The following is a 20,946-nucleotide window of genomic DNA, read 5'->3' on the forward strand; positions in this document are numbered from 1 at the left end:
TAACCGGAGTGAGTGGACAACTAACCGGAAGTGAGTGGGCAACGCGAACCGCCCGGCACGTCGCACGGGCCGGGGGTCTCCAGCGTACGACTCCGTGCTGATCCGCGCGGCCCGGTCGGGGCGAGCCCGGCCGCGGGGGCCCCGAGCGCCCTGCCGCACAATGTCCGGAAACCACCGCCCGAAAATTCTTTCCCCGTCGCGTAAACCGGACGCGCGTCCCAGGCGTAGTGCCTTCGAGAACACCACACACACCGCACGCCACAGATGCCGCACACGCGCGCACGCACCAGGAGAGCACTTGACCGACGAGGAGTTCGAGGCGTTCTACGCGCACTCCGTGAGACCGCTGGTCGGACAGGTGTATCTGATGACGGGGGACCTCCACGAGGCGCAGGACGTGGTCCAGGAGGCCTTCGTCCGCGCCTGGGCGCGCCGCGCCCGCCTGGAGCGGGACGCCGGGCCCGAGGCGTGGGTCAGGACCGTCGCCTGGCGGCTCGCCGTCAGCCGGTGGCGGCGGCGCGGGCGGGCCGCGGACGCCTGGCGGCGCCACCACGGGGAGCGGGCAGGCACCGCGCCCGAGCCGGAACCGGGGACCGTGGCGCTGGTCGCCGCGCTGCGGCAGCTGTCCGAGCGGCAGCGCCGGGTGGCCGTTCTGCACTACGTGTGCGACCTGTCCGTGCAGCAGGTCGCCGCGGAGACCGGGATCGCGACCGGGACCGTGAAGTCCCATCTCTCCCGTGCCAGGGCGGCGCTCGCGCCGCATCTCGACGACGCGCCCACCCCGGAGGAGCACCGTGACTGAGCCCAAGGCCCCGGCCGACGACGGCCTCGCCGTCGCGCTGAAGCGGGCCGCCGCGTCGGGCGGCGGGCTCGCCTCGCCGGCCCCGCCCCACCAGGTGTCCGCCCGCGGGGCCCGCCGCAGACGCCGGACGTACGCGGTGGGCGCGGCGCTCGCCGTGTGCCTGGTCTCGGGCGGCGCGGCGTTCGCGGCGCTGCAGCTGGGCCGAGGGGGTGACCCGGTGGCCCCCGCGGCGCCGCCGAGCCCGACGAGGTCCGCCTCCCTCCCGGCGTCGCCCCCGGCGGCGACGCCCTCGACCTCACCGCCGCCCACCGGGTCGGCGACACCGACCACACCCACCCCGCCCACGGCGAGCGCGTCAGGGGGCTGAGATTCACCTCGGCCTCCCCCGCACCGCACCGACGGGAACGGCCACCCGTCCCCCGCACGTCTCAGCGACCGAGCCCCACCCCGCCCCCATCAGAAAGCCACCCCATGCCCGGAGCCAACACCGACCTCCCCGTCCAGGAGCGTGCCGACGAGCTCATACCGGCGCGGGACCGGACCGTCGCACCCGCCACCGGCGGGTGGAGACGGCTCTGGGACCGCGCCCCGTACCTGCTCGCCGCCGCGCTCTTCGTCGCGTACGCCGTCGTGTCCGTCTGCCGGTACCGGCGGCTGGACAACCTCTCCTGGGACCTCGGGATCTTCGAGCAGGCCGTGCGCTCCTACGCGCACCTCCAGGCGCCGGTGGCCGACCTCAAGGGGCCCGGCGCCAACATCCTCGGTGACCACTTCAGCCCGGTCACCGCCCTCCTCGCGCCCGCCTACCGGGTCTTCCCCTCGCCGCTCACGCTGCTCATCGCGCAGGCGCTGCTCGTCGCCGTGTCCGTGGTGCCCGTCACCCGGGCCGCGACCCGGCTCCTGGGACGGATGTCGGGGCTCGCCGTCGGTGTCGCGTACGGGCTGTCGTGGGGGATCCAGCGCGCCGTCGACTTCGACTTCCACGAGATCTGCTTCGCCCTGCCGCTGATCGCCTTCTCCCTGGAGGCGCTGCTGCGGCAGCGGTGGCGGGCCTCGCTGCTCTGGGCGCTGCCGCTCGTCCTCGTCAAGGAGGACCTGGGGGTGACCCTCGCGGCCCTCGCCGTGGTCGTGGCGATCCGGTGCCGCCGCTCGGACCCGAAGGTGCTGCCCTACGCGCTCGGCGTCGCCGCGTTCGGCGCGATCGCCACCCTCGTCACGCTCACGATGGTCATACCCGCCTTCAACTCGGTCGGCTCGTACGACTACTGGGACAAGGTCGGCGAGGCGGGCCCCACCGCCGGGGCCTTCGACGGGACCGGCACCAAGCTGCGCACCCTCGTCTGGCTGCTCCTGCCCACCACCGGGCTCCTCGCCCTGCGCTCGCCGCTGCTCCTGATCGCGCTGCCCACCCTCGGCTGGCGCTTCCTCTCCGCCGACGACCACTACTGGGGCACGGACTGGCACTACAGCGCCGTCCTGATGCCGGTCGTCCTGCTCGCCCTCGTCGACGCCGTCGACACCGCCCGCCGCAGCGAGAAGCCGTGGCTGCGCACGTACGCGGACCGGGTGCCCGCCTGCGCCGCCGTCGCCGCGCTCGCCCTCACGCCGTCCCTGCCGCTGGGGACCCTCACCGAGGCGGCGACGTACCGCAAGAGCCAGCAGGTCGTCGCCGTGGAGAAGATGCTCGACCGGATCCCGGACGACGCCACCGTCGAGGCGAACATCGGACCCATCACCAGGCTGACCTCCCGCGCCCGCGTCTTCTGGACGGGCTCGGCCCGCCCGGTCGTCCCCGACTACTTCGCTCTCGACGTCCGGTCGGGCTGGACGAAGGACCCGGTCGCGTACGCCAACGGCCTGCACCCCGGCGCCCGTTACGTCGCCGAGGACACCGCCTTCGGATACGTGCTGCTGCGCAGGGACTGACGCCGGGACAGCGGCGGGCCCCGGCAGGCACGTGGTGCGTGCCTGCCGGGGCCTGCTCCCCCGTTCCCCCGTTCCCCCGTCGGTGTGGCTATTCGGTGGCGATGGCGTTGAGGACGTTCATCCGGCCCGCCCGGAAGGCCGGGACCAGCGCCGCGAAGAGGCCCACGAACGCCGACCCGATGAAGACCGCGATGATCGTCGGCCACGGGATCTCAAGGACCTTCAGGCCCTCAAGCGCCAGGAGCTTCTGGGCGGTCGCTCCCCAGCCCATGCCCAGGCCGAGGCCGAGCAGGGCGCCGAAGAGGGCGATGACCACCGACTCCATGCGGATCATGCGGCGCAGCTGGCGGCGCGAGAGGCCGATCGCCCGCATCAGGCCGATCTCGCGGGTGCGCTCCACCACCGAGAGGGCCAGGGTGTTCACGACGCCCAGGATCGCGACGATGATCGCGAGGCCGAGCAGGCCGTAGACCATGTTCAGGAGCTGGCCGACCTGATCCTTCAAGGTCTGCTTGAAGTCCGTCTGGTCCATCACCTTGTACTGCGGGTACTTGTCCATGGAGTGCTTCAGGGAGGCGTACGCGGCCTCCTCCTGGCCCTTGTCGGCCGAGGCGAACATCATGTCGTTCTGCGGGATGCGGTCCGCGGGGACGTACTTCTCCATCGTCGTGATGTTGAGGTACATCGCCTCCTGGTCGACGGAGGTGTCGTCCGAGGTGATCGCGGCCAGCTTCAGCTTCGCGGTCCTGCCGTGCTCGAAGGCGACCTTCAGCTCGTCGCCGACCTTCAGGCCGTGCTTCTTGGCGAACTCGTCGCCGACCGACATGGCGTTCTTGCCGTACGCGGCGGACAGCTTGCCCGCGATGGTCTCGCGGCGCAGGTCCGTGGCGTAGGTGGGGTCGGCGGCGCTCAGGCCGACGCCGTCCACGGTCTTGCCGTCGGGCGTGGTCATGTCCGCGTTGATCTGCTTGTAGCGCGTGATGTGGGAGATGTGGTCGGCCTTGCCGAGGGCCTGCGCGGCCTTCTCCGTGATGGCGATGCCGGGCTGCGTGGGCTGGACGATGAAGTCCGCGCCGACCGACTTGTCGAGCTCGTCGGTGGCCGACGCGACCATCGAGGAGCCGACGACGGAGAGGCAGGCGACCAGCGCGAGGCCGATCATCAGGGCCGCGCCCGTGGCGCCGGTGCGGCGCGGGTTGCGCAGCGCGTTGCGCTCGGCCATCCGCCCGACCGGGCCGAACATCCGCAGCAGGACCGCGCTGATGACGCGGACCACGCCGGAGGCGAGCACGGGGCCGATGACGACGAAGCCGATGAGGGAGAGGACGACTCCGCCGCCCAGGAGGAGCGAGCCGTCCTTGGCCTTGTCGGCCTGCGAGGCGGCCCACAGTGCGGCGCCGCCCGCACCGGTGAGGACGAGTCCGATGACGGCGCGCAGCGCGCTCGCCCTGCCGTCGGCGGGGGTGCCCGCGTCGCGCAGTGCGGCCATCGGCGAGACCTTGCCGGCCCGTCGTGCGGGGAGGTAGGCGGCGAGGACGGTGACGACGATGCCGAGGACCATGCCGATCACGGGCGTCGTCCAGTTGACGGTGAGGTCGCCGGTGGAGAGTTCCATGCCCATGCCGGACATGAGCTTCATCAGGCCGACGGCGAGTCCGACGCCCGCGCCGACGCCGAGGATGGAGCCGAACACGCCGAGCAGCAGCGCCTCGACGAGGACGGAGCGGTTGACCTGCTTGCGGCTGGAGCCGATGGCGCGCATCAGGCCGATCTCGCGGGTGCGCTGGGCCACCAGCATCGAGAAGGTGTTGATGATCAGGAAGATGCCGACGAGGAAGGCGATCCCGGCGAAGCCGAGCATCGCGTACTTCATGACGTCGAGGAAGCTGCCGACGGACTCGCGGTTGTCGTCCGCGGTCTCCTTCTGGGTCTTGATGTCGTACGTGGCCGCCTTGGCGTCGAAGACCCCGGCGACGTTCTTCTTCAGCTGGGTGTCGCTGACGCCCGTGTCAGCGGTGAGGTTGACGTTCGTGAACCGACCGGTGGTGCCGAGCAGTTGGCGCTGGGCGGTCGCGGTGTCGAAGTAGAAGATCGCGGCGCCGGGGTTGGTCACCTTGAAGGTGGCGATGCCGGAGATCTTCGCGGTGAGGTCGCCGGTGGCGGCGATGGTGCGCAGCTCGTCCCCGAGCTTGAGGTCGTGCTTGTCCGCGGTGTCGGCGTCGATCATCACCTCGGTGGGGCCGCGCGGGGCGTGGCCGGAGGTGATGTCCATCGAACGCAGGTCGTTGTGCGTCCAGTTGCCCGCGATGGTCGGGCCGCCGCTGCTGGGGCCCATGTTCTTGTTCTTCGCGTTGACGACGGTCACGCTCTGGCTGCTGACCGCGCCCTCGGCGGCCTTGACGCCCTTGGCCTGCTTCGCCTGCTGCACGACGGAGGCGGGCATCGACTCGGGCTTGCCGCTGCGCGGGGTGTCTCCCGCGTCCTCGGCGGACTTGGGGGTGACGGTGACGTCGGCGGAGGTCGCCGCGAAGAGCTTGTCGAAGGTGGTGCTCATGGTGTCGGAGAAGACGAGCGTCCCGCAGACGAACGCCACCGACAGGATCACGGCCACGGCCGAGAGGGCCATGCGGCCCTTGTGCGCGAAGAAGTTGCGCATCGAGGTCTTGAGGACGGTCATGACGTGCGCCCCCGCGCGTCGAACGACTTCATGCGGTCGAGGACCTGGTCGGCGGTCGGGTGGTGCATCTCGTCGACGATCCGGCCGTCGGCGAGGTACAGGACGCGGTCCGCGTAGGAGGCGGCGACCGGGTCGTGCGTGACCATCACGATGGTCTGGCCGAGGTCGGTCACCGAGCGGCGCAGGAAGCCCAACACCTCTGCTCCGGCCCGGGAGTCGAGGTTTCCGGTCGGCTCGTCGCCGAAGATGATCTCGGGGCGGGACGCGAGCGCACGGGCCACGGCGACGCGCTGCTGCTGGCCGCCGGAGAGCTCGGTCGGGCGGTGCTTGAGGCGCCCGGCGAGGCCTACGGTCTCCACCACCTGGTCGAGCCAGGCCCGGTCGGGCTTGCGGCCCGCGATGTCCATCGGGAGCGTGATGTTCTCTATCGCGTTCAGGGTCGGGAGCAGGTTGAACGCCTGGAAGATAAAGCCGACCCGGTCCCGGCGCAGCCGTGTGAGCTTCTTGTCCTTGAGGCCGGTGATCTCGGTCTCGTCCAGGTAGATCTGGCCGCTGCTGACCGTGTCGAGGCCCGCGAGGCAGTGCATCAGGGTGGACTTGCCGGAGCCCGAGGGACCCATGATCGCGGTGAACTGCCCGCGGGCGATGTCCACGTCGATGTGGTCGAGCGCGACGACGCGGGTCTCCCCGGAGCCGTACGCCTTCACGACCTGGCGCGCTCGTGCCGCCACGGCCGTACGCCCTCCAGTGCCCCCGTGCCTGGGTGTGGTTACAGCCGTTGTCACGGTAAATCTCCTATGTCGGTCCTGCTGCGAGCCGGGTGGATACGCTGCGCGCTCTCGCGCTTCAGTCTGGTGTCAGGACTGGCCCCCGCGCGCTGGTGCTCAGCGCAGTCTTTTCCGGGGGAAAACCCCACCCTCGCCGGTGTGGTTCTCCCGTCCGGCGGGGTGGGTTTCACGAACCGGCCCCGTGCCCGGCTCGTAAAGCAAATCTAAGGACCGCCGCGGCCCGGCTCATCCTCCAGTGGGACGAACGCTCCCCAGTCCGTTGTACGGAGGTACCCCTAGGGGATCTCCACCCGCCGGTGGAGTCCGACTCAGGGTTGCCTCCACCCCGCCGTCCACCCTGCCCACGGCCTCCACCGGGTGAGAAGGTGACCCGGCAGCAACCGGATGCAGGGGGAAGGAAGTTCCGTGGGCACCCAGGACGCGATACGCGGCAGGGGCGCGGTCGTCGCCGCGCTCATGCTCGCCATGGCGCTGGCCGCCGTCGACTCCACCATCGTGTCGACCGCCGTCCCGCAGATCGTGGGCGCGCTCGGCGGCTTCTCGATCTTCTCCTGGCTCTTCTCCGGCTATCTCCTCGCGGCCACCGTCACCCTGCCCGTCTACGGCAAGCTCTCCGACACCTTCGGCCGCAAGCCCGTCCTGATCGCGGGCTGTGTGCTGTTCCTGCTGGGGTCCGGGCTCTGCGCCCTCGCCTGGAACATGGAGTCGCTGATCGCCTTCCGCGTCGTCCAGGGCCTCGGCGGCGGTGCCATCCAGGGCACCGTGCAGACCCTCGCCGCGGACCTCTACCCGCTCAAGGAACGCCCCAAGATCCAGGCCAAGTTGTCGACCGTGTGGGCCACATCGGCGGTCGCGGGGCCCACGCTCGGCGGTGCCATCACCTCGTACGCGGACTGGCGCTGGATCTTCCTGATCAACCTGCCCATCGGGGCGGTCGCCCTCTGGCTGATCGTGCGCCACCTCCACGAACCGCGGCGCGAGGCCGTCCCGCGCGGCCGCATCGACTGGCCGGGCGCGCTCGCCGTCTTCGCCTGCGGCGGCACCCTCCTGACCGCGCTCGTGCAGGGCGGGGTCGCCTGGGACTGGGTGTCGGCGCCGTCGTTCGCGCTGTTCGGCGCCGGGCTCGGGCTCATCGGCGTCGTCGTCATCGTCGAGCGCAGGGCCGCGGAGCCGATCATCCCGGGCTGGGTCTGGCGGCGGCGCACCATCGCCGCCGTGAACCTCGCCCTGGGCGCGCTCGGCCTCCTGATGGTGGCGCCCACCGTCTTCCTGCCCACCTACGCCCAGTCCGTGCTCGGACTCGCCCCGGTCGCGGCCGGGTTCGTGCTCTCCGTGATGACGCTCAGCTGGCCGGTCTCCGCGGCCCTGAGCCAGCACGTGTACCGCAGGATCGGCTTCCGCAACACCGCGATCACCGGCATCTCCGCGGCCGCGCTGATCCTCTTCGCCTTCCCTTTCCTGCCCTACCCCGGCACCGCCTGGCAGCCCGCGCTGCTCATGCTGCTGCTCGGCGCGGCCCTCGGCCTCTTCCAGCTGCCACTGATCGTCGGCGTCCAGTCCAGCGTCGGCTGGGCCGAGCGCGGCACGGCCACCGGCTCCGTCCTGTTCTGCCGCCAGATCGGCCAGACGCTCGGCGCCGCCCTGTTCGGCGCGGTCGCCAACGGAGTGCTGAGCGCGCGGCTCGACGGGGCCGGGTCCCTCGACTCGGTGGCGCGCATCCTGGACGACCCGGGGTCCGTGGCCGACCCCGAGCCGCTGCGGCGGGCCGTCGACTCCGCCGTCGACACGGTGTACATAGGCGCGGGCTGCGCCGCTCTCCTCGCCCTCACCGTCCTGCTCTTCCTGGCACCCCGGCGCTTCCCGGTCCTCCAGGAGAAACAACTGGCCGCACAACAGGACCAGTTGTCACCCACACAACAGACCGACTGACTTGTTCACAGAAAACCCCGCACGCCACCACTACTTACGAGTAACGTCTCGGCTCCCCTCGCTCCCTGCGGCCCGCACACCGGGCCGGAAGCCGCGCAAGGAGAACCGGGATGACCCACCCTCCGTACGACGCCCCCGTCCCGCACGAGCCGTACCCCCCACAGCAGCAGCCGCAGACCCCGTCACCACGGCAACACCCCTCCTGGCAGCCGCAGCCGCACCTCACCTACCCCTGGCAGCCGCCGCCCGCGCCCCCGCCACCCGCGCCCCGCCTCCCCCGCCACCCCGCACCGGGCCGCCACAGCGACCTGCGCAGACTGCGCGGCGCCTACCGGATCCAGCGCCGGGTCGCCACCTTCACCACGCTCGGCTACTTCACGCTCTTCCTCGTCCTGTCCGCCCTCGCGCCGTCCTTCATGACCGGCACCGTCTCCGGCGGCCTGACCACGGGGCTGCTCCTCGGCCTGTGCCAGCTCCCCGTCACCTGCCTCGCCCTCGTGCTGTTCGAGCGCACGGCCCGGCGCCGCCTCGACCCGCTCTCCGAACTGCTGCGCAGGCAGACCGGGGCGGCCGCCGCGCGGGACGGCGGGGGCCGCCCATGACCGAGGAAGCGCAGACCATGTCCCTGGTGGCCTTCACCGTCGTGGTCACCCTCACCCTGCTGCTGTGCGTCATGACCGGACCCGACAGGGACGACCTCGACGAGTTCTACACCGGCTTCGGCGGGCTCTCCCCGATGCGCAACGGCCTGGCCATCGCGGGCGACTACATCTCGGCGGCCACCGTCCTCGGCACCGGGGGCGTGATCGCCCTGCTCGGGTACGACGGCGTGGTCCTCGCCCTGAGCACGGCGCTCTCCCTGACGCTCCTGATGTTCCTGCTGGCCGAACCCCTGCGCAACGCGGGCCGGTTCACCATGGGCGACGTCATGGCGCGCCGCATGCCGGGCCGCGCCGTCCGCATCGCCGCGTGCACGGCCACCATCGCCGCCCTGCTCCCGCTGATGCTGGTCCAACTGGCGGGCGCGGGCGATCTGCTGGCCTTCATCCTCGGCTTCTCCAGTGACGGCCTGAAGACCGCCTGCATCGTCGCGCTCGGCTTCCTGATGATCAGCTACGCGGCGATCGGCGGCATGAAGGGCACCGCCCTCATCCAGATCCTGAAGATCGTGATGCTGCTCGGCTCCGGCGCGGTGGTCGCCGTCCTGATACTGCAGCGCTTCGACTGGAACCCGGGCGCCCTGCTGGCCGCCGCCGAGAACCGCAGCGGCGCGGGACCGGCCTTCCTCCGCTCCGGGCTGCAGTTCGCGAACAGCCCCAACCCCCGTCTGGACATGATCAGTTCGGAGCTGACCGTGGTCCTCGGCGGCGCCGCGCTCCCGCACGTCACCATGCGGATGTACACGGCCCGCAGCGCCCGCGACATACGGCGCTCCATGTCCTGGGCGGTCTCGTCGGTCGCCCTGTTCGTCCTCGTCATCACCGTCGTCGGCTTCGGCGCGACCGCGCTGCTCGGCCGTGTGACGATCGCGAAGGACGACCCGCAGGGCAACACCGCCTACCTCCTCGGCTCCCGCGCGGCGTTCGGCGCCGACACCTCGACCGCCGAGACCCTGATCTTCACGACGGTCACCACGGCGCTGTTCCTGACGCTGCTCGCCTCCGTCGCGGGCATGATCCTCGCCTGCGCCAACTCGCTGGCCCACGACGTCTTCGCACAGGGCCGCCGCACCCCGTCGCCCCGCCGCGAGATGACGCTGGCCCGCGCCTCCGCGCTGGCCATAGGGGTTCCCGCGATCCTCCTCGCCGTCCTGGTCAAGGACCACAACCTCCAGCCCCTGGCCACCCTCTCCTTCTGCCTGGGCGCGTCGGCCCTGACCCCCGCCCTGGTCTACAGCCTCTTCTGGCGGCGCTACACACGGACGGGCCTGCTCTGCACGCTGCTCGGCGGCACGCTCGGCTCGCTGGTCCTGATGACGGGCACGAACCTGGTCTCCGGCGGCCCCGGCGCCGCCTTCCCGAACCACGACTTCAACTGGTTCCCGTTCACGACGACGGGCATCGTCTCGATCCCGCTCGGCTTCCTCCTCGGCTGGCTCGGCACCCGCTTCACCGGCCGCACGGAGGCGGCGGAGCACCGCAGGCAGTACGAGGCCGTGGAGGGCTGGATCCTGGCGGGGGCGGCACGGCGGGGGAAGTGAGGATTTGATGAGGGAAAGTCAGACATTCCAGGATGACGCGGTGTTATCGTACTCGCTGGTAACCATTTCTGGCGGGTACCCGTCAGAAAGGCAGCTCCGGGGGGTCACATCGTCATGGGCGTAGTGCCCCCATGACTTAGGAACGCATGCACCACAGAACCACCACCCGGCTGGTCACGACGGTGACCGCCCTCTCCCTCTCGTTCACGTCGGCCGTCGCGGCGGGCAGCACGGCGGCCGCCGCCGAGAAGAAGCCCGCGAGCCTCCTGGAGATCGCCGAGCGGGTCTCGCACTACGCGCACTGCGACGATCTGGGCCTCGTCGAAAAGGCGTCCTGCCTGCGGGAGTTCAGCCGCAAGGCGCTCATCGCGGGCGTCGGCACCGCCCTGTTCCTCTACGGAACACAGTCGATCATGAAGGACCACGGCGCCCGGTTCAAGACGCTCGACACGGAGCTGAACGCGCTGGGCAAGCTGAAGCTCGCCGAGCTCAAGGACCCCTCGTCGACGTCCGACCCGAAGGAGCAGGAGAAGATCCTGACCCAGGCGGTCAAGACCGCCAAGGCCGCGGGGCCGCACCTGAAGAACCTCGCGAAGAACGTCGCCAAGGCCGACGAAATGATGGGCACGACGAGCGATTCGCTCTACGCCCTCAGCATCCTCACCGTCGTCGTCGGCGACTACGGCTTCCCGCCGTCGAGGGACGTCAAGCCCATCAAGGACACCACGGACTGGGGCAAGGAGCTCAGGGAGCTCAACGCGGCGTTCGACCAGATGAACAAGGGCTTCGCCCAGATGGACCGCGGCCTCAAGACGATGAACGAGGGCGTGGACGAGGTCAACAAGGGCCTCGCCAAGGCCAACAAGGGGATCTCCAAGGCCAACAAGGGCATGAAGGAGATGAACGACGGCATCGCCCAGGCCAACCGCGGCATGAAGACCGCGAACAAGAACGTCCCCGGCATCAAGAAGGGCGCCGAGCGGCTCAGCGAACTCCCCGACATCGACTTCGACTTCTCCCGCATCGGCGACTCCTGGGGCTCCGGCTCCTCCGGCCTGGACGAGGCCACCCAGCAGCGCCGCATGTCCCTCTTCCTCGACCTGATGCCGGGCATCGGCGACGGCAAGGGCATCGTGGAGGCGCTGACCGGCAAGGACCTCGCCACCGGGCAGCAGCTCAGCGGTTCGGAGCGGGCGGCCGGTTCGCTCGCCGTCCTGCGCTGGCTCAAGGTCGGCGCGAAGGTGGGCGCGAAGGCCCTGACCGCCGACGACGTCCGCAAGGCCCGCAAGGGCGGGGGCGCCGCCGCCACCTGCGCGAGCAACAGCTTCCTGCCCGGCACCCGGGTGCTCATGGCCGACGGATCCGCCCGCCCCATCGAGCAGGTCGTCGAGGGCGACCGGGTCCTGGCCACCGACCCGGGCACCGGCCGCACCGAGGGTCAGCCCGTCACCGACCTCATCGTCGGCAGCGGCGAGAAGAACCTCGTCAAGGTCGGCGTGACCACCGACGGCGAGAGCGGCGACCGCACCGCCTCGATCACCGCGACCGACCTGCACCCCTTCTGGACCAGTGACCTGGACCAGTGGACCAACGCGGCCGACCTCGCGCCCGGGATGACGCTGCGGACCGACGCGGGCGCGCCCGCCAAGGTCGACGCGGTCACCTCCTGGACCACTGCGACGCCCGAGGTCCGCAACCTCACCGTGGCGGGCACGCACACGTACTACGTGCTCGCGGGCGACACCCCCGTCCTCGTGCACAACGCGACCCCGTGCAAGCTCATGACGTCGGCCATCGGCAAGGACTCCCAGCTGTCGAAGGCCGCGCAGCAGGCGGGCAAGAACCAGACGGTCCAGCGCGACCTCGACGGCCTCTTCGAGCAGCTGTCCCGTGGAAACATGAATCCGGGTCTCGGCAGCAAGGCGCTGACGGGCACCGACATCACGTACGCCCGCGGCCGGAACGGCGGACGCCTGTTCTTCCGGAACGTGGAAGGCGGCATCGAGATCGTCGGCAAGTCCGACAAGGGCAACGAGTCCAAGGTGATTGCGAGGCTGAAGCAGCTCTATGGAAAGTGACCCGCAACTGCTGGTCGAGGACGACCGGTTCACGGCGCTGTTCATGCTGGGCGCGGACGACCGCGCCGAGGACGTCGAGAACGTCGACGCCGAACTCCGGCTGCCCGACGGCACGCGGTGGAGCGCCACCTTCATGACGCTCCGCGAGATCGCCGCCGTCATGGACCGCTGGCAGCGGACGGGCGAGGCCGCGGGCGGCGCGTTCTTCCAGTGCCAGGACCTGGTCGTGGTCCCGACGGGCGGGGTCGCCGCGATGATGACGGCGTTCCGCGCGATCGTGGACGAGGGCGGACCCGAGGGCGTCCTGCCCCAACTGGAGGACTAGGGCCTGCCCGGCGGGTCCCTGCCCCACACTCCCCCGCCCGCCCACCGGGCGAGCGGGGGAGATCGCCTACGGCGTCCCCTACGGCGTCTCCTCCGCCGGAGCCCGCCCCGTCAGCGCCGCCAGGCTGCTGCGTACGTGGTCCATGTGCGCCCGTACCTCATCCCACTGCTCGCCGTGCTCGCGCAGGATCCGTTCCGTCTCGCGGGTCACCCGTTCCTCGCTGAGGACCGCCTCCGCGACGATCTCCGCGCCCCGCGCCTCCGCGTCCTCCTGCCGGTGCCTGGCGGACTCCTCCGCCTCCGCGAACGCCCGCGTCGCCTCGGAGAGCCTCGCCTCCGCCGCGGCCACCCGCTCCGCGTCCCGCGCGTCCGACGCCGCCTCGCGCTCGGCCGCCTCCCGCCCGGCGGCCTCCCACCGCTCGCCCTGCTCCTTCTCCTGCTCGGCGAGCAGCCCCTCGCACCGCTGCCGCATCTCGCGCAACGCCGCCAGCGCCTCGCCGCGCCACGCCTTCACGTCCTGCCGGGCCGAGATCCTGGTCTCGTCGGCCGTCGCCCGGTCCGCGTGGAGGCGCTGCCCGGCCCGCTCATCCGCCGCGGCCCCGACCCGCTCGGCATGGTCGCGCGCGGCCTCCCGCACCTCCCGCGCCCCGGCCTCGGCCTCGCCCGTCAGGGCCTGCGCCTCGGCCGCCGCGGTCTCCCGCAGGGCGGCGGCCTCCGTCTCGGCGAGGGTCAGGATCTGCCGGGCCCGCTCGCCGAGCGTCTCGTACGTCTGGGGGGCGAGCCGCGACACCGCGTCCCGCAGATGCTCCGCCTCCGCCTCCATGTCCTTGGCGAGGACGGTCAGCCGGGCCGCGCGCTCCCACGCCCCGTCCCGCGCCCCGGAAAGACCGGCGGCGTACGCCTCGACCTGCTCGGGGCGGTAGCCGCGCCCCCGCACGGTGACGAAGCCGTACGGCGACGACGATGCACCGCTGCTGCTCATCCTTGGATCCCCTCTCCGACGTACCGCACGCGTACAGCGCGATTGGCGCACATCTTGATGGATCAAGCGGAAGCGCTCATAACGCGACACTCCGCCCACCCCACCGGTCAAGGATGCGTCAATTGGTGCCAGAAGTCGGAATCGGGGCGTCATTCCTGCCGTGCACGCCCCAAATGGGGGAGGCGCCCGCCCCGTACCCGGGTCGGGCGCCTCCTCCTCACGTACCGCAGCGGGCTACAGCAGCCCGTCCCACATCTGCTCGAGCAGCACCGACCACCAGCTCTCCGGCGACGCGAGCGCCGCCGGGTCCAGCGCGGCCAGCTGGTTCTGGAAGTCGACGGTCCAGCGGCCCGCCTGCTCCTGGTTGAGCCCGAAGCGCAGCCGCCACATCCGGCCGAGCAGCGCCATGCAGCGCGCGAACTCGGGCAGCCCGGTGTTCACGAACTGCGGCGGCACGGGCGCACCGCCGGGACCGGCCTCCACCGGCACCGCCACTATGTTCGCCGTGCCGTACTGCACGCACAGCGCACGACCGAAGTCACTGCCCATGACCAGGTACGACCCCGCGTCGGACGCCGGCTGCACCCCGCGCTCCTGCGCCAGCTCCGCCAGCGTCGGCACCGGACGTCCCGGCTGCGCCTGCGCCCAGAAGAACGGCCCGAAGTCGACGGGCAGACCCGCCACGACGAGGGTGTGCGCCACGATGTCCGGCACGCCCTGGCGCGACACGGCCCGCTGGTCGAACCGGAAGACGCCGGGCCCGAAGGCCCCGGCCAGCTCCTGCGCGACGCCTTCCGGCGGAATCGCGGGCGCGGGCGGCATCTGCTGCAGCGGGGCACGCACCGGCGCGGGCCTTGCGGGGCCGTCCGCGACCTGGTGCAGCTCGCCCTGGTGCGCGAGGAGCTGCTGCATGCCCTGCCGACGGGACGCGTGGTCCCTGCCGTACGGGGCGATCGACGTGATCCGCGCCTGCGGCCAGGTCTCCCTGATCATGCGCGCGCAGTACGCGCCGGGCAGCTCGCAGGACTCCAGCTCGGTGTGGAGTTCGAGCACCTGCTGCGGCGGCACGTTCATGCCGCGCAGCTCGTGCAGGATCTGCCACTCCGGGTGCGGAGTGCCGGGCGCCGAGCGGCGGATGAGCTGCTGCTCGGAACCGTCGGCCGCGCGGTAGCGCAGCACGGCCTGGTAGCCGGGGCCGACGGTCGGCTGACCGGTGGGCTGCTGGGGGTAGCCGTAGGGCTGCCCGCCGGGGGTGCCGGGCATTCCGGGGGCGCCGGGGGCGCCGGGGACCTGCTGGCCCGGTGCGGGCGGCGGAGGCATGCCGGGGCCGCCGGGGCCGCCGACCGCGGGTCCGGCCAGCATCGTCGCGGCGTGGTGGACGCCGCCGCCGGGGGGCTGGGGGGTGCCGGGGGCGCCGGGCGGGGCGGGGGGCTGGGGGGCACCAGGCGCGCCAGGAGCACCGGGCGGGCCGGGAGGCTGGGGCGCGCCGGGAGCGCCGGGCGGCTTCAGTCCACCGCCCAGGCTCGGGTCGGCCAGCATCGTCGCCGCGTGGTGCACACCGCCGGGAGGTGTGCCGGGGGCGCCGGGCGGGCCGGGGGGCTGGGGGGCGCCGGGAGCACCAGGCGGACCGGGAGGCTGCGGGGCACCAGGAGCACCAGGAGCACCAGGAGCACCAGGAGCACCAGGCGGGCCAGGAGGCTGGGGCGCGCCGGGAGCGCCGGGCGGCTTCAGTCCACCGCCCAGGCTCGGGTCGGCAAACATCGTCGCCGCGTGGTGCACACCACCCGGAGGCGTACCCGGAGGCGTACCTGGAGGCGTCCCCGGAGCACCGGGCGCACCGGGCGGCGTCGGCGCTGCCGGAGGCGCCGGGGCGGCAGGGGCTCCGGGCGGCTGCGGTCCTTCCGGGCCCAGTGAGGAGACGAGCTGCGTCGGAACGTAACCACCGGCGGGCGTGCCGGGAGCGCCGGGCCCGGAGGGCGGCGGCGCACCCGCCTTGCTGGTGGCGGCGTCCGCGATGTCCCCGGTCCCCGGAGCGGCGGGCGGCCGCGGATATCCGTACGCGGAGGCGTCGGGGACGCTCGGCGGCGGAGGCGTCGGCGTCGGCGAACCGGCGGGCGGCTGCGGCGCGTTCGGCGGCGGCCCGGCGGGGGCGGCCGGAGCGGGCGCGGGACCGGCGGAAGGCGCGGGACCGCCGGGCGCCCGGTTGTCCAGCGCGGGCGCGATCGACGTCGCGGGCAGCTGGCTGCCCCCGTGCATCAGGGCCGTCTTGGCCTCGGGCGCGGTGGCCGGGGGCGGGGTCTCGTCGTCGTCCAGACCGGTCAGCTGGGGCGCGAACACCGTCGCGGGCAGCGGCACCGAATGGTCCTCGCCCGCGTCGGCGTTGGTGTCCGTACCGGCCCACGGGGTCGCCCCTGCGGGCACGCCCGCGGACGTCGCGGGCAGGCTGTCGTCGGGCTCGGGGACGGCGTCCCCGACGGAACCACCGGCCGCGGGCCACGGCGTACCGCCACCGGGAGCGGCAGGCGCGGCGGGGGCTTCAGGAGCGGCAGCCGCGGCGGGAGCCACGGGTGCGGCGGGCGCCGCCGGAGCCGCCGGCTCCGAACTCCCCGCGTTCGCACGCCGGTCCGGGATGCCGAGCTTGTCCGCCGCCTCCTGGAGCCACTCCGGAGGAGTCAGCAGGAACGACGTCTGATTGAGGTCGACCCGCTCCGGCGGAGTCGGCGGCGCATCCTCCGGCACCGCGTCCGGCAGCCCGTACTCCTCCTCGTACCGCCGGATCACCTCGCCCACCGCGAGGCTCGGCCAGAGCGTGGCCTCGCCGCTGTCCCGGGCGATCACGAGCCGCTGCCCGCCGCCGTCGGACACCGGACCGTTCTCCCGGTCCTCGGCCCACACCACGAATCCGAGTTCGAACTCCCGGACCCGCACCTCACGGTGCTGGTAGCCGGGCACATCGCCGTTGATCCATTCCTCGGCGCGCTCCTGCGCCTGCGCGAAGGTCACCATCGTTACGTCACTCCCCACCCGAGGACACGGGGACGGCCTGCGCGAAGCCGCCGTCCACCATCAGGTTCGCCACGGTCTCCAGCTCCGGCGGATTGCCCGCGAGCCGGGACAGGAACGCGTCGAAGTCGTCGCCGCACGGCAGCAGCAGCTGCCGCACCCGCTCGGCCGGGGGCCACCCGGCCGCTTCCGAGACGTCACGCGCGTCGTCGTACGCACAGAACCACACCGAGCCGATGCGGTCGCCCTTGACCTTCACCGCGAGCAGACCGCCCTGCACGAAACCGACGCACAGATAGTCCTTGGTGAGATGGTCGCGCAGGCACTTGTTCACGTACACCAGGTCGTTGACCGCTGCCTCGTCCCGCACCGTGAAGAACGGCTGGTCGACAAGGAGCCCCAGCTCGGCGTCGAGCGCGGCGCCGACCGGCGCACAGCCGCCCGCGGCCTTCAGGAACGAGCGGTAGGCGCCCGGCAGCCGGTAGCCGAGGTCCTCCTCGACGCCCTGCACCTGCTGCTCCGTCACCGCGACCGAGGCCTTCGGCAGGTCGAAGTGGGCCGGACGCGTCTCCTGCAGCGGACGCGTCCCCCTCTTGTTCTGGTCCACCGTCGTCGTCGCGATGCCGCCGTGGTGCCGCAGCAGCGCCTTCACCTCGACGGGGACCAGTTCGAGACGGCGGCTGTTCGGCACGTGGTGCCAGGTCCAGCCGTGCGGGGTCGCCACCGCGGGAATCGTGTCCCACAGGTCGTGGCCCGCCGCCGCGAGCGCCGCGTTCGCCGACACGTAGTCCGTCAGGCGCAGTTCGTCGACACCGAAGCCCTCCGGGGGCTCGGCGATCTCTGCGGCCGCGCGGGCGTACGCCGAGAAATCCGGGTAACCGTGCTCGTCCACCCGCACACCTCTGGGATGGCGGGCGGCACGGACCGGATCCGGGAAGTGCACTACCTGCCCGGCGTAGGCCGCGTTCGGCGGCGCGGACTGCTGCCCCAGCCGACCTGTCGTCATGGCGGTTGCCCCCTGCGGCACTGTGGAAGGTTCTGATTCAGTTTCTGCGGTTTCTGGTCCTGCGATGTCGACACAGCCTATGCGCAAGGACGACACCGGTCACCGGGCCTCCGGTTCCATGACCACCAGCCACCGGATGGTCACCGTGTGGCGAAACCCGGCGGAAAGCCAGGCGTGTCGCAGTGCCCCAGCTTCCGCACCACCCGCCCCATTTGGCAGGCTGTCCCCGCGACGCGGGGGCGTTGTACGCGCGGTGACGACCGCGAGCAGGGGGAGGGAAGAGAACGATGCAGACGGCACAGAGCGGCATGTCCGGCCACACGCTGTCCACGACGGCAGGCGCCACGACCGACGACGGCGCGGCCCAGGGCACGGTCCCGACCGCCGCACAGGCCGCCGGGGACCCACGCGTCGGCTGGAGCGCCACCGCCGCCCACGCACCCGTCCTGCGTCAACGCCGCGACGGCATCCTGCCCACCGTCGCCGCCGCCCTCTCCGTGCGCGGCCAGACCACCCTCACGTGCACCGCGGGCCGCGGCGAGGAGCCCCCCACGCTCCACCCGCTCGTGCAGGACTTCCTGGACGCCCTCACCAGCGGGCAGCGCGAGCGCTTCACCGGCCGCTGCGCCGAGGCCATCCTCGTCTCCCGCCACCTCACGGCGGCCGACGCGAGCCGCTCCAAGCGTGCCTCGCGCAAACCCATGACCAACGGCGAGGCCCGCAAGGCACTCAAACACGCCAAACTCACCACCCGCCGCATCCGTGAGGACGGCGACCCCCTGCACGGCCACTTCGCGCAGCCCTGCCGCTCCTGTACGGCCCTCACGGCCCACTTCGGCGTCCGTGTCGTCGACCCCACGGCCACCGAGGCCTGAGCGCCTGTCCTTGGACCCCCGCCTGCCGCCCGCCCCCACCACCGAACGAGGGCCACCACCCGATGCACCCGGACCACCCCGCCACGGCCGCCGCACCCGGCACCGGCGGCAGCACCCGCTTCCCCGTCCCCGTCGACGCCGCCCTCCGCGCAGCGGGCTGGCGTCCCGGCCACTGGGACATAAAGCAGGCCGAGATCTGGGCCGACGCACTGCGCCGCCACACCTCACCGGCCGGACACCGGCACACCGTCTTTCCCGCGGCCGTCGAGGCCTGGGCCGAATTCGGCGGCCTGCACATCACCCCGCAGGGCCCCGGCCGCCAGATAGCGCCCGCGACCGTGCACCTCGACCCGATGTACGGCCTCCACCTCGCCCGTACGCTCGGCGACCTGGGCCGCGCCCTGGACACCGAGGTCTGCCCCATCGGCGAGGAGCCGGACACCCAGGCGCTACTCGCCATCGACACCGAGGGCCGCGTCTACAGCCTCGACCACAGCGGCGACTGGTTCCTCGGCGCCCACATCGACCAGGCCCTGGCCACCCTCGTCACCGGCGCCCAGCCCACCCGCCTGTCGGCGAGCTCGGGGATATAGCTCAGGAGACAGCTCGGGGCTATAGCTCAGGGAGACGGCTCGGGGACACCGGACCGACTACCCCGCCGCCACGGCCCCCGCGGGCAGCACCGCCGACACCCGGAAGCCGCCGCCGTCCGTCGGGCCCGACACGAACACTCCGCCCAGGCCCGTGACGCGCTCCTTCATGCCCACCAGGCCGTTGCCGCCGCTCGGGAGGCGGGCGTCGGCCGAGGCGTCGGCCTCCGGCGGGGGTTCGTTCTCCACCTGCATCGCGATCTCCGCATGGCGGTGCGCGAGCCGCACATACGTCTTGGCGCCCGCCGCGTGCTTGTGGACGTTGGTCAACGCCTCCTGCACCACCCGGTACGCCGTCTGTTCCACCTCGGCGGCATAGTCGCGCGGGTCGCCCTCCACCGACAGGTCCACCGCCATCCCCGCCGCCCGCGACTGCCCCACCAGCTCGTCGAGCTCCGCGAGGCTCGGGCCGTCCTCGTCCACCGCGCGCGACGCCGCCGCGGCGGCCGCGAAGCCCACCGCGGCCAGCGGCAGCGGCTCGGCGGACGTCTCGGTCTTCGCCTTCGTGCCGTCGACGGTCCGCAGCACCCCGAGCATCTCGCGCAGCTCGGTCAGCGCCTGGCGCCCCATGTCGCCGACCAGCGCGGCGTTCCTGACCGCTTTCTCCGGGTCCTTCCGCGCCACCGCCTGCAGCGCCGCCGCGTGCACCACCATCAGGCTCACCCGGTGCGCCACCACGTCGTGCATCTCGCGGGCGATCCGCGTCCGCTCCTCGTTCCGCGCCCACTCCGCGCGCTCCTCGGCGCGCTCCGCGAGGAGCTGCAGCTCGCGCTCCAGGCTGTCCGCGCGCTCGCGCATGCCTTCCACGAGGCGACGGCGCGCTCCCACGTACAACCCGAGGAGCACCGGGGGCGCGGTCACCCCGACCGCGGCGGTCACCGCGAAGAAGGGGATGAACTCACTGCCGATCGACGGGCTGCCCTCCGCCATGTCCTGGTTGGCGCGCACCAGCGCGACGACCAGGGTGCCCGCCATCGACATTCCGGCCAGGGCGCCGATGATGCGGCGCGGCAGCTCCGACGCGGCCAGGGTGTACAGGCCCACGACGGTCAGCAGGACGCCCATCTGGGCGGGCGTGATCGCGATCGATATCAGGACGACGGCGATCGGCCAGCGCCGCCGGATCAGCAGCGAGGCACCCGCGAGCACACCGAAGCCGACCCCCACCGGCACGGGCAGCCCCGCGTCCCGCGCGAAGGCCACCCCCTCCGCCCCGCACTCCGCCGCGGAGAGCAGGGCGAGCCCCACGTCCAGCGCGGCACCGCGCCACCGTTCCCACCACCACGGCCCGGTCATGGCCGTGGTGCGGTCGTCCCCCGTCGTGGTCATGTCTTCCAGCGTACGGGCGTTCCGCCCCGGTTTTCCGGTGAGTTTCCGGCTCGGTGATCCAGCACACGCCCCGTTCGACCGGAAGCGAAACCTGCCGTTATCCCTCGAACTGCTGAACCCCTCATGGTTTAGGAGCGGACGTCCGCATTCCGCGACCGGATGCCGATCTCCACCGTCGCGTCGGAGGGGCTCGGTACGGCATAGTGTTGCGTGCCGACTCGGCAACCTGGCGGAATGTCCGGTTCGTTCGAGATTGATCCCCCATGGTGTAATCAGGCAGCACTGCGGTTTTTGGTACCGTCTGTTCAGGTTCGAATCCTGATGGGGGAGCTGCGCTTTTTCTCCGGGTCCTGACCGCCGAGGTCGGGACCCGCCCT

Annotated in this window: 16 protein-coding genes and 1 tRNA gene; 11 read left to right on the forward strand and 6 right to left on the reverse strand. The window is 72.3% G+C overall.

What is annotated here, in order from left to right; translation table 11 throughout:
* Window positions 1-298: 298 nt before the first annotated feature.
* The 3 genes from ABZV77_RS29415 to ABZV77_RS29425 all read left to right on the forward strand — a co-directional run bounded on the left by ABZV77_RS29415 (window position 299) and on the right by ABZV77_RS29425 (window position 2,728).
* On the forward strand, window positions 299-802 hold the full coding sequence (locus ABZV77_RS29415; RefSeq protein WP_356263056.1) for a SigE family RNA polymerase sigma factor: 504 nt from the start codon (window positions 299-301) through the stop codon (window positions 800-802).
* Window positions 795-1,169 (forward strand): hypothetical protein, encoded by a 375-nt coding sequence (locus ABZV77_RS29420; RefSeq protein WP_356263059.1) that lies wholly within the window; start codon window positions 795-797, stop codon window positions 1,167-1,169. Before ABZV77_RS29415 ends, ABZV77_RS29420 begins: the two co-directional genes overlap by 8 nt.
* Window positions 1,170-1,273: 104 nt before the next feature.
* A complete protein-coding gene (locus ABZV77_RS29425) occupies window positions 1,274-2,728 on the forward strand; it encodes a DUF2079 domain-containing protein (protein ID WP_356263062.1) in 1,455 nt (484 codons plus the stop codon).
* A gap of 88 nt (window positions 2,729-2,816) precedes the next feature.
* Here the strand turns inward: ABZV77_RS29425 and ABZV77_RS29430 are convergent, their stop codons facing one another.
* A complete protein-coding gene (locus tag ABZV77_RS29430; RefSeq protein ID WP_356263065.1) occupies window positions 2,817-5,405 on the reverse strand; it encodes an FtsX-like permease family protein in 2,589 nt (862 codons plus the stop codon).
* Complete coding sequence (locus tag ABZV77_RS29435) at window positions 5,402-6,190, reverse strand: ABC transporter ATP-binding protein (RefSeq protein WP_356263068.1); 789 nt, start codon at window positions 6,188-6,190, stop codon at window positions 5,402-5,404. Before ABZV77_RS29435 ends, ABZV77_RS29430 begins: the two co-directional genes overlap by 4 nt.
* A 387-nt stretch (window positions 6,191-6,577) precedes the next feature.
* Here ABZV77_RS29435 and ABZV77_RS29440 point away from each other — a divergent pair, with 387 nt between their 5' ends.
* From ABZV77_RS29440 to ABZV77_RS29460, 5 genes are all read left to right on the forward strand, one after another.
* A complete protein-coding gene (locus tag ABZV77_RS29440; protein ID WP_356263071.1) occupies window positions 6,578-8,122 on the forward strand; it encodes an MFS transporter in 1,545 nt (514 codons plus the stop codon).
* A 110-nt stretch (window positions 8,123-8,232) separates the two neighbouring features.
* Complete coding sequence (locus tag ABZV77_RS29445) at window positions 8,233-8,724, forward strand: DUF485 domain-containing protein (protein ID WP_356263074.1); 492 nt, start codon at window positions 8,233-8,235, stop codon at window positions 8,722-8,724.
* Complete coding sequence (locus ABZV77_RS29450; protein ID WP_356263076.1) at window positions 8,721-10,322, forward strand: cation acetate symporter; 1,602 nt, start codon at window positions 8,721-8,723, stop codon at window positions 10,320-10,322. Before ABZV77_RS29445 ends, ABZV77_RS29450 begins: the two co-directional genes overlap by 4 nt.
* A gap of 146 nt (window positions 10,323-10,468) precedes the next feature.
* Window positions 10,469-12,400 carry a pre-toxin TG domain-containing protein gene (locus ABZV77_RS29455; protein WP_356263078.1) on the forward strand — a complete coding sequence of 644 codons (1,932 nt, stop codon included), beginning with the start codon at window positions 10,469-10,471 and terminating at the stop codon, window positions 12,398-12,400.
* A complete protein-coding gene (locus ABZV77_RS29460; protein WP_356263080.1) occupies window positions 12,390-12,725 on the forward strand; it encodes a hypothetical protein in 336 nt (111 codons plus the stop codon). Before ABZV77_RS29455 ends, ABZV77_RS29460 begins: the two co-directional genes overlap by 11 nt.
* Window positions 12,726-12,803: 78 nt before the next feature.
* On the opposite strand, the gene ABZV77_RS29465 is transcribed toward ABZV77_RS29460, so the two are convergent.
* From ABZV77_RS29465 to ABZV77_RS29475, 3 genes are all read right to left on the reverse strand, one after another.
* Window positions 12,804-13,706: a cellulose-binding protein gene (locus ABZV77_RS29465; RefSeq protein ID WP_356263081.1), complete on the reverse strand. Its 903-nt coding sequence runs from the start codon at window positions 13,704-13,706 to the stop codon at window positions 12,804-12,806.
* A 234-nt stretch (window positions 13,707-13,940) separates the two neighbouring features.
* On the reverse strand, window positions 13,941-16,712 hold the full coding sequence (locus tag ABZV77_RS29470) for an SUKH-4 family immunity protein (RefSeq protein ID WP_356263083.1): 2,772 nt from the start codon (window positions 16,710-16,712) through the stop codon (window positions 13,941-13,943).
* A 7-nt stretch (window positions 16,713-16,719) separates the two neighbouring features.
* Window positions 16,720-17,715 (reverse strand): SMI1/KNR4 family protein, encoded by a 996-nt coding sequence (locus ABZV77_RS29475; protein WP_356263085.1) that lies wholly within the window; start codon window positions 17,713-17,715, stop codon window positions 16,720-16,722.
* 287 nt (window positions 17,716-18,002) lie between these two features.
* Between ABZV77_RS29475 and ABZV77_RS29480 the strand changes: the two genes are divergently transcribed.
* Both ABZV77_RS29480 and ABZV77_RS29485 read left to right on the forward strand, forming a co-directional pair.
* Entirely contained in the window at window positions 18,003-18,590 is a 588-nt protein-coding gene (locus tag ABZV77_RS29480) for a YwqJ-related putative deaminase (RefSeq protein WP_356263088.1), read from the forward strand.
* Between the two features lie 62 nt (window positions 18,591-18,652).
* A complete protein-coding gene (locus tag ABZV77_RS29485) occupies window positions 18,653-19,183 on the forward strand; it encodes an SUKH-3 domain-containing protein (protein ID WP_356263090.1) in 531 nt (176 codons plus the stop codon).
* 57 nt (window positions 19,184-19,240) lie between these two features.
* On the opposite strand, the gene ABZV77_RS29490 is transcribed toward ABZV77_RS29485, so the two are convergent.
* Window positions 19,241-20,569, reverse strand: coding sequence for a histidine kinase (locus ABZV77_RS29490; protein ID WP_356263093.1), 1,329 nt, complete (start codon window positions 20,567-20,569; stop codon window positions 19,241-19,243).
* A gap of 257 nt (window positions 20,570-20,826) precedes the next feature.
* Between ABZV77_RS29490 and ABZV77_RS29495 the strand changes: the two genes are divergently transcribed.
* Window positions 20,827-20,899, forward strand: a tRNA-Gln gene (locus tag ABZV77_RS29495).
* Window positions 20,900-20,946 lie beyond the last annotated feature (47 nt).

Origin of the sequence: Streptomyces sp. NPDC004732, from assembly GCF_040609235.1 — a bacterium.
Classification (GTDB): domain Bacteria; phylum Actinomycetota; class Actinomycetes; order Streptomycetales; family Streptomycetaceae; genus Streptomyces.

Bases quoted from the DNA above. Each gene is read 5' to 3' on its own strand.
- ABZV77_RS29480 (WP_356263088.1), top strand. From the start codon at position 18,003: ATGCAGACGGCACAGAGCGGCATGTCCGGCCACACGCTGTCCACGACG.
- ABZV77_RS29445 (WP_356263074.1), top strand. From the start codon at position 8,233: ATGACCCACCCTCCGTACGACGCCCCCGTCCCGCACGAGCCGTACCCC.
- ABZV77_RS29475 (WP_356263085.1), bottom strand. From the start codon at position 17,715: ATGACGACAGGTCGGCTGGGGCAGCAGTCCGCGCCGCCGAACGCGGCC.
- ABZV77_RS29485 (WP_356263090.1), top strand. From the start codon at position 18,653: ATGCACCCGGACCACCCCGCCACGGCCGCCGCACCCGGCACCGGCGGC.
- ABZV77_RS29425 (WP_356263062.1), top strand. From the start codon at position 1,274: ATGCCCGGAGCCAACACCGACCTCCCCGTCCAGGAGCGTGCCGACGAG.
- ABZV77_RS29455 (WP_356263078.1), top strand. From the start codon at position 10,469: ATGCACCACAGAACCACCACCCGGCTGGTCACGACGGTGACCGCCCTC.
- ABZV77_RS29440 (WP_356263071.1), top strand. From the start codon at position 6,578: ATGCAGGGGGAAGGAAGTTCCGTGGGCACCCAGGACGCGATACGCGGC.
- ABZV77_RS29470 (WP_356263083.1), bottom strand. From the start codon at position 16,712: ATGGTGACCTTCGCGCAGGCGCAGGAGCGCGCCGAGGAATGGATCAAC.
- ABZV77_RS29430 (WP_356263065.1), bottom strand. From the start codon at position 5,405: ATGACCGTCCTCAAGACCTCGATGCGCAACTTCTTCGCGCACAAGGGC.
- ABZV77_RS29460 (WP_356263080.1), top strand. From the start codon at position 12,390: ATGGAAAGTGACCCGCAACTGCTGGTCGAGGACGACCGGTTCACGGCG.
- ABZV77_RS29465 (WP_356263081.1), bottom strand. From the start codon at position 13,706: ATGAGCAGCAGCGGTGCATCGTCGTCGCCGTACGGCTTCGTCACCGTG.
- ABZV77_RS29490 (WP_356263093.1), bottom strand. From the start codon at position 20,569: ATGACCACGACGGGGGACGACCGCACCACGGCCATGACCGGGCCGTGG.
- ABZV77_RS29450 (WP_356263076.1), top strand. From the start codon at position 8,721: ATGACCGAGGAAGCGCAGACCATGTCCCTGGTGGCCTTCACCGTCGTG.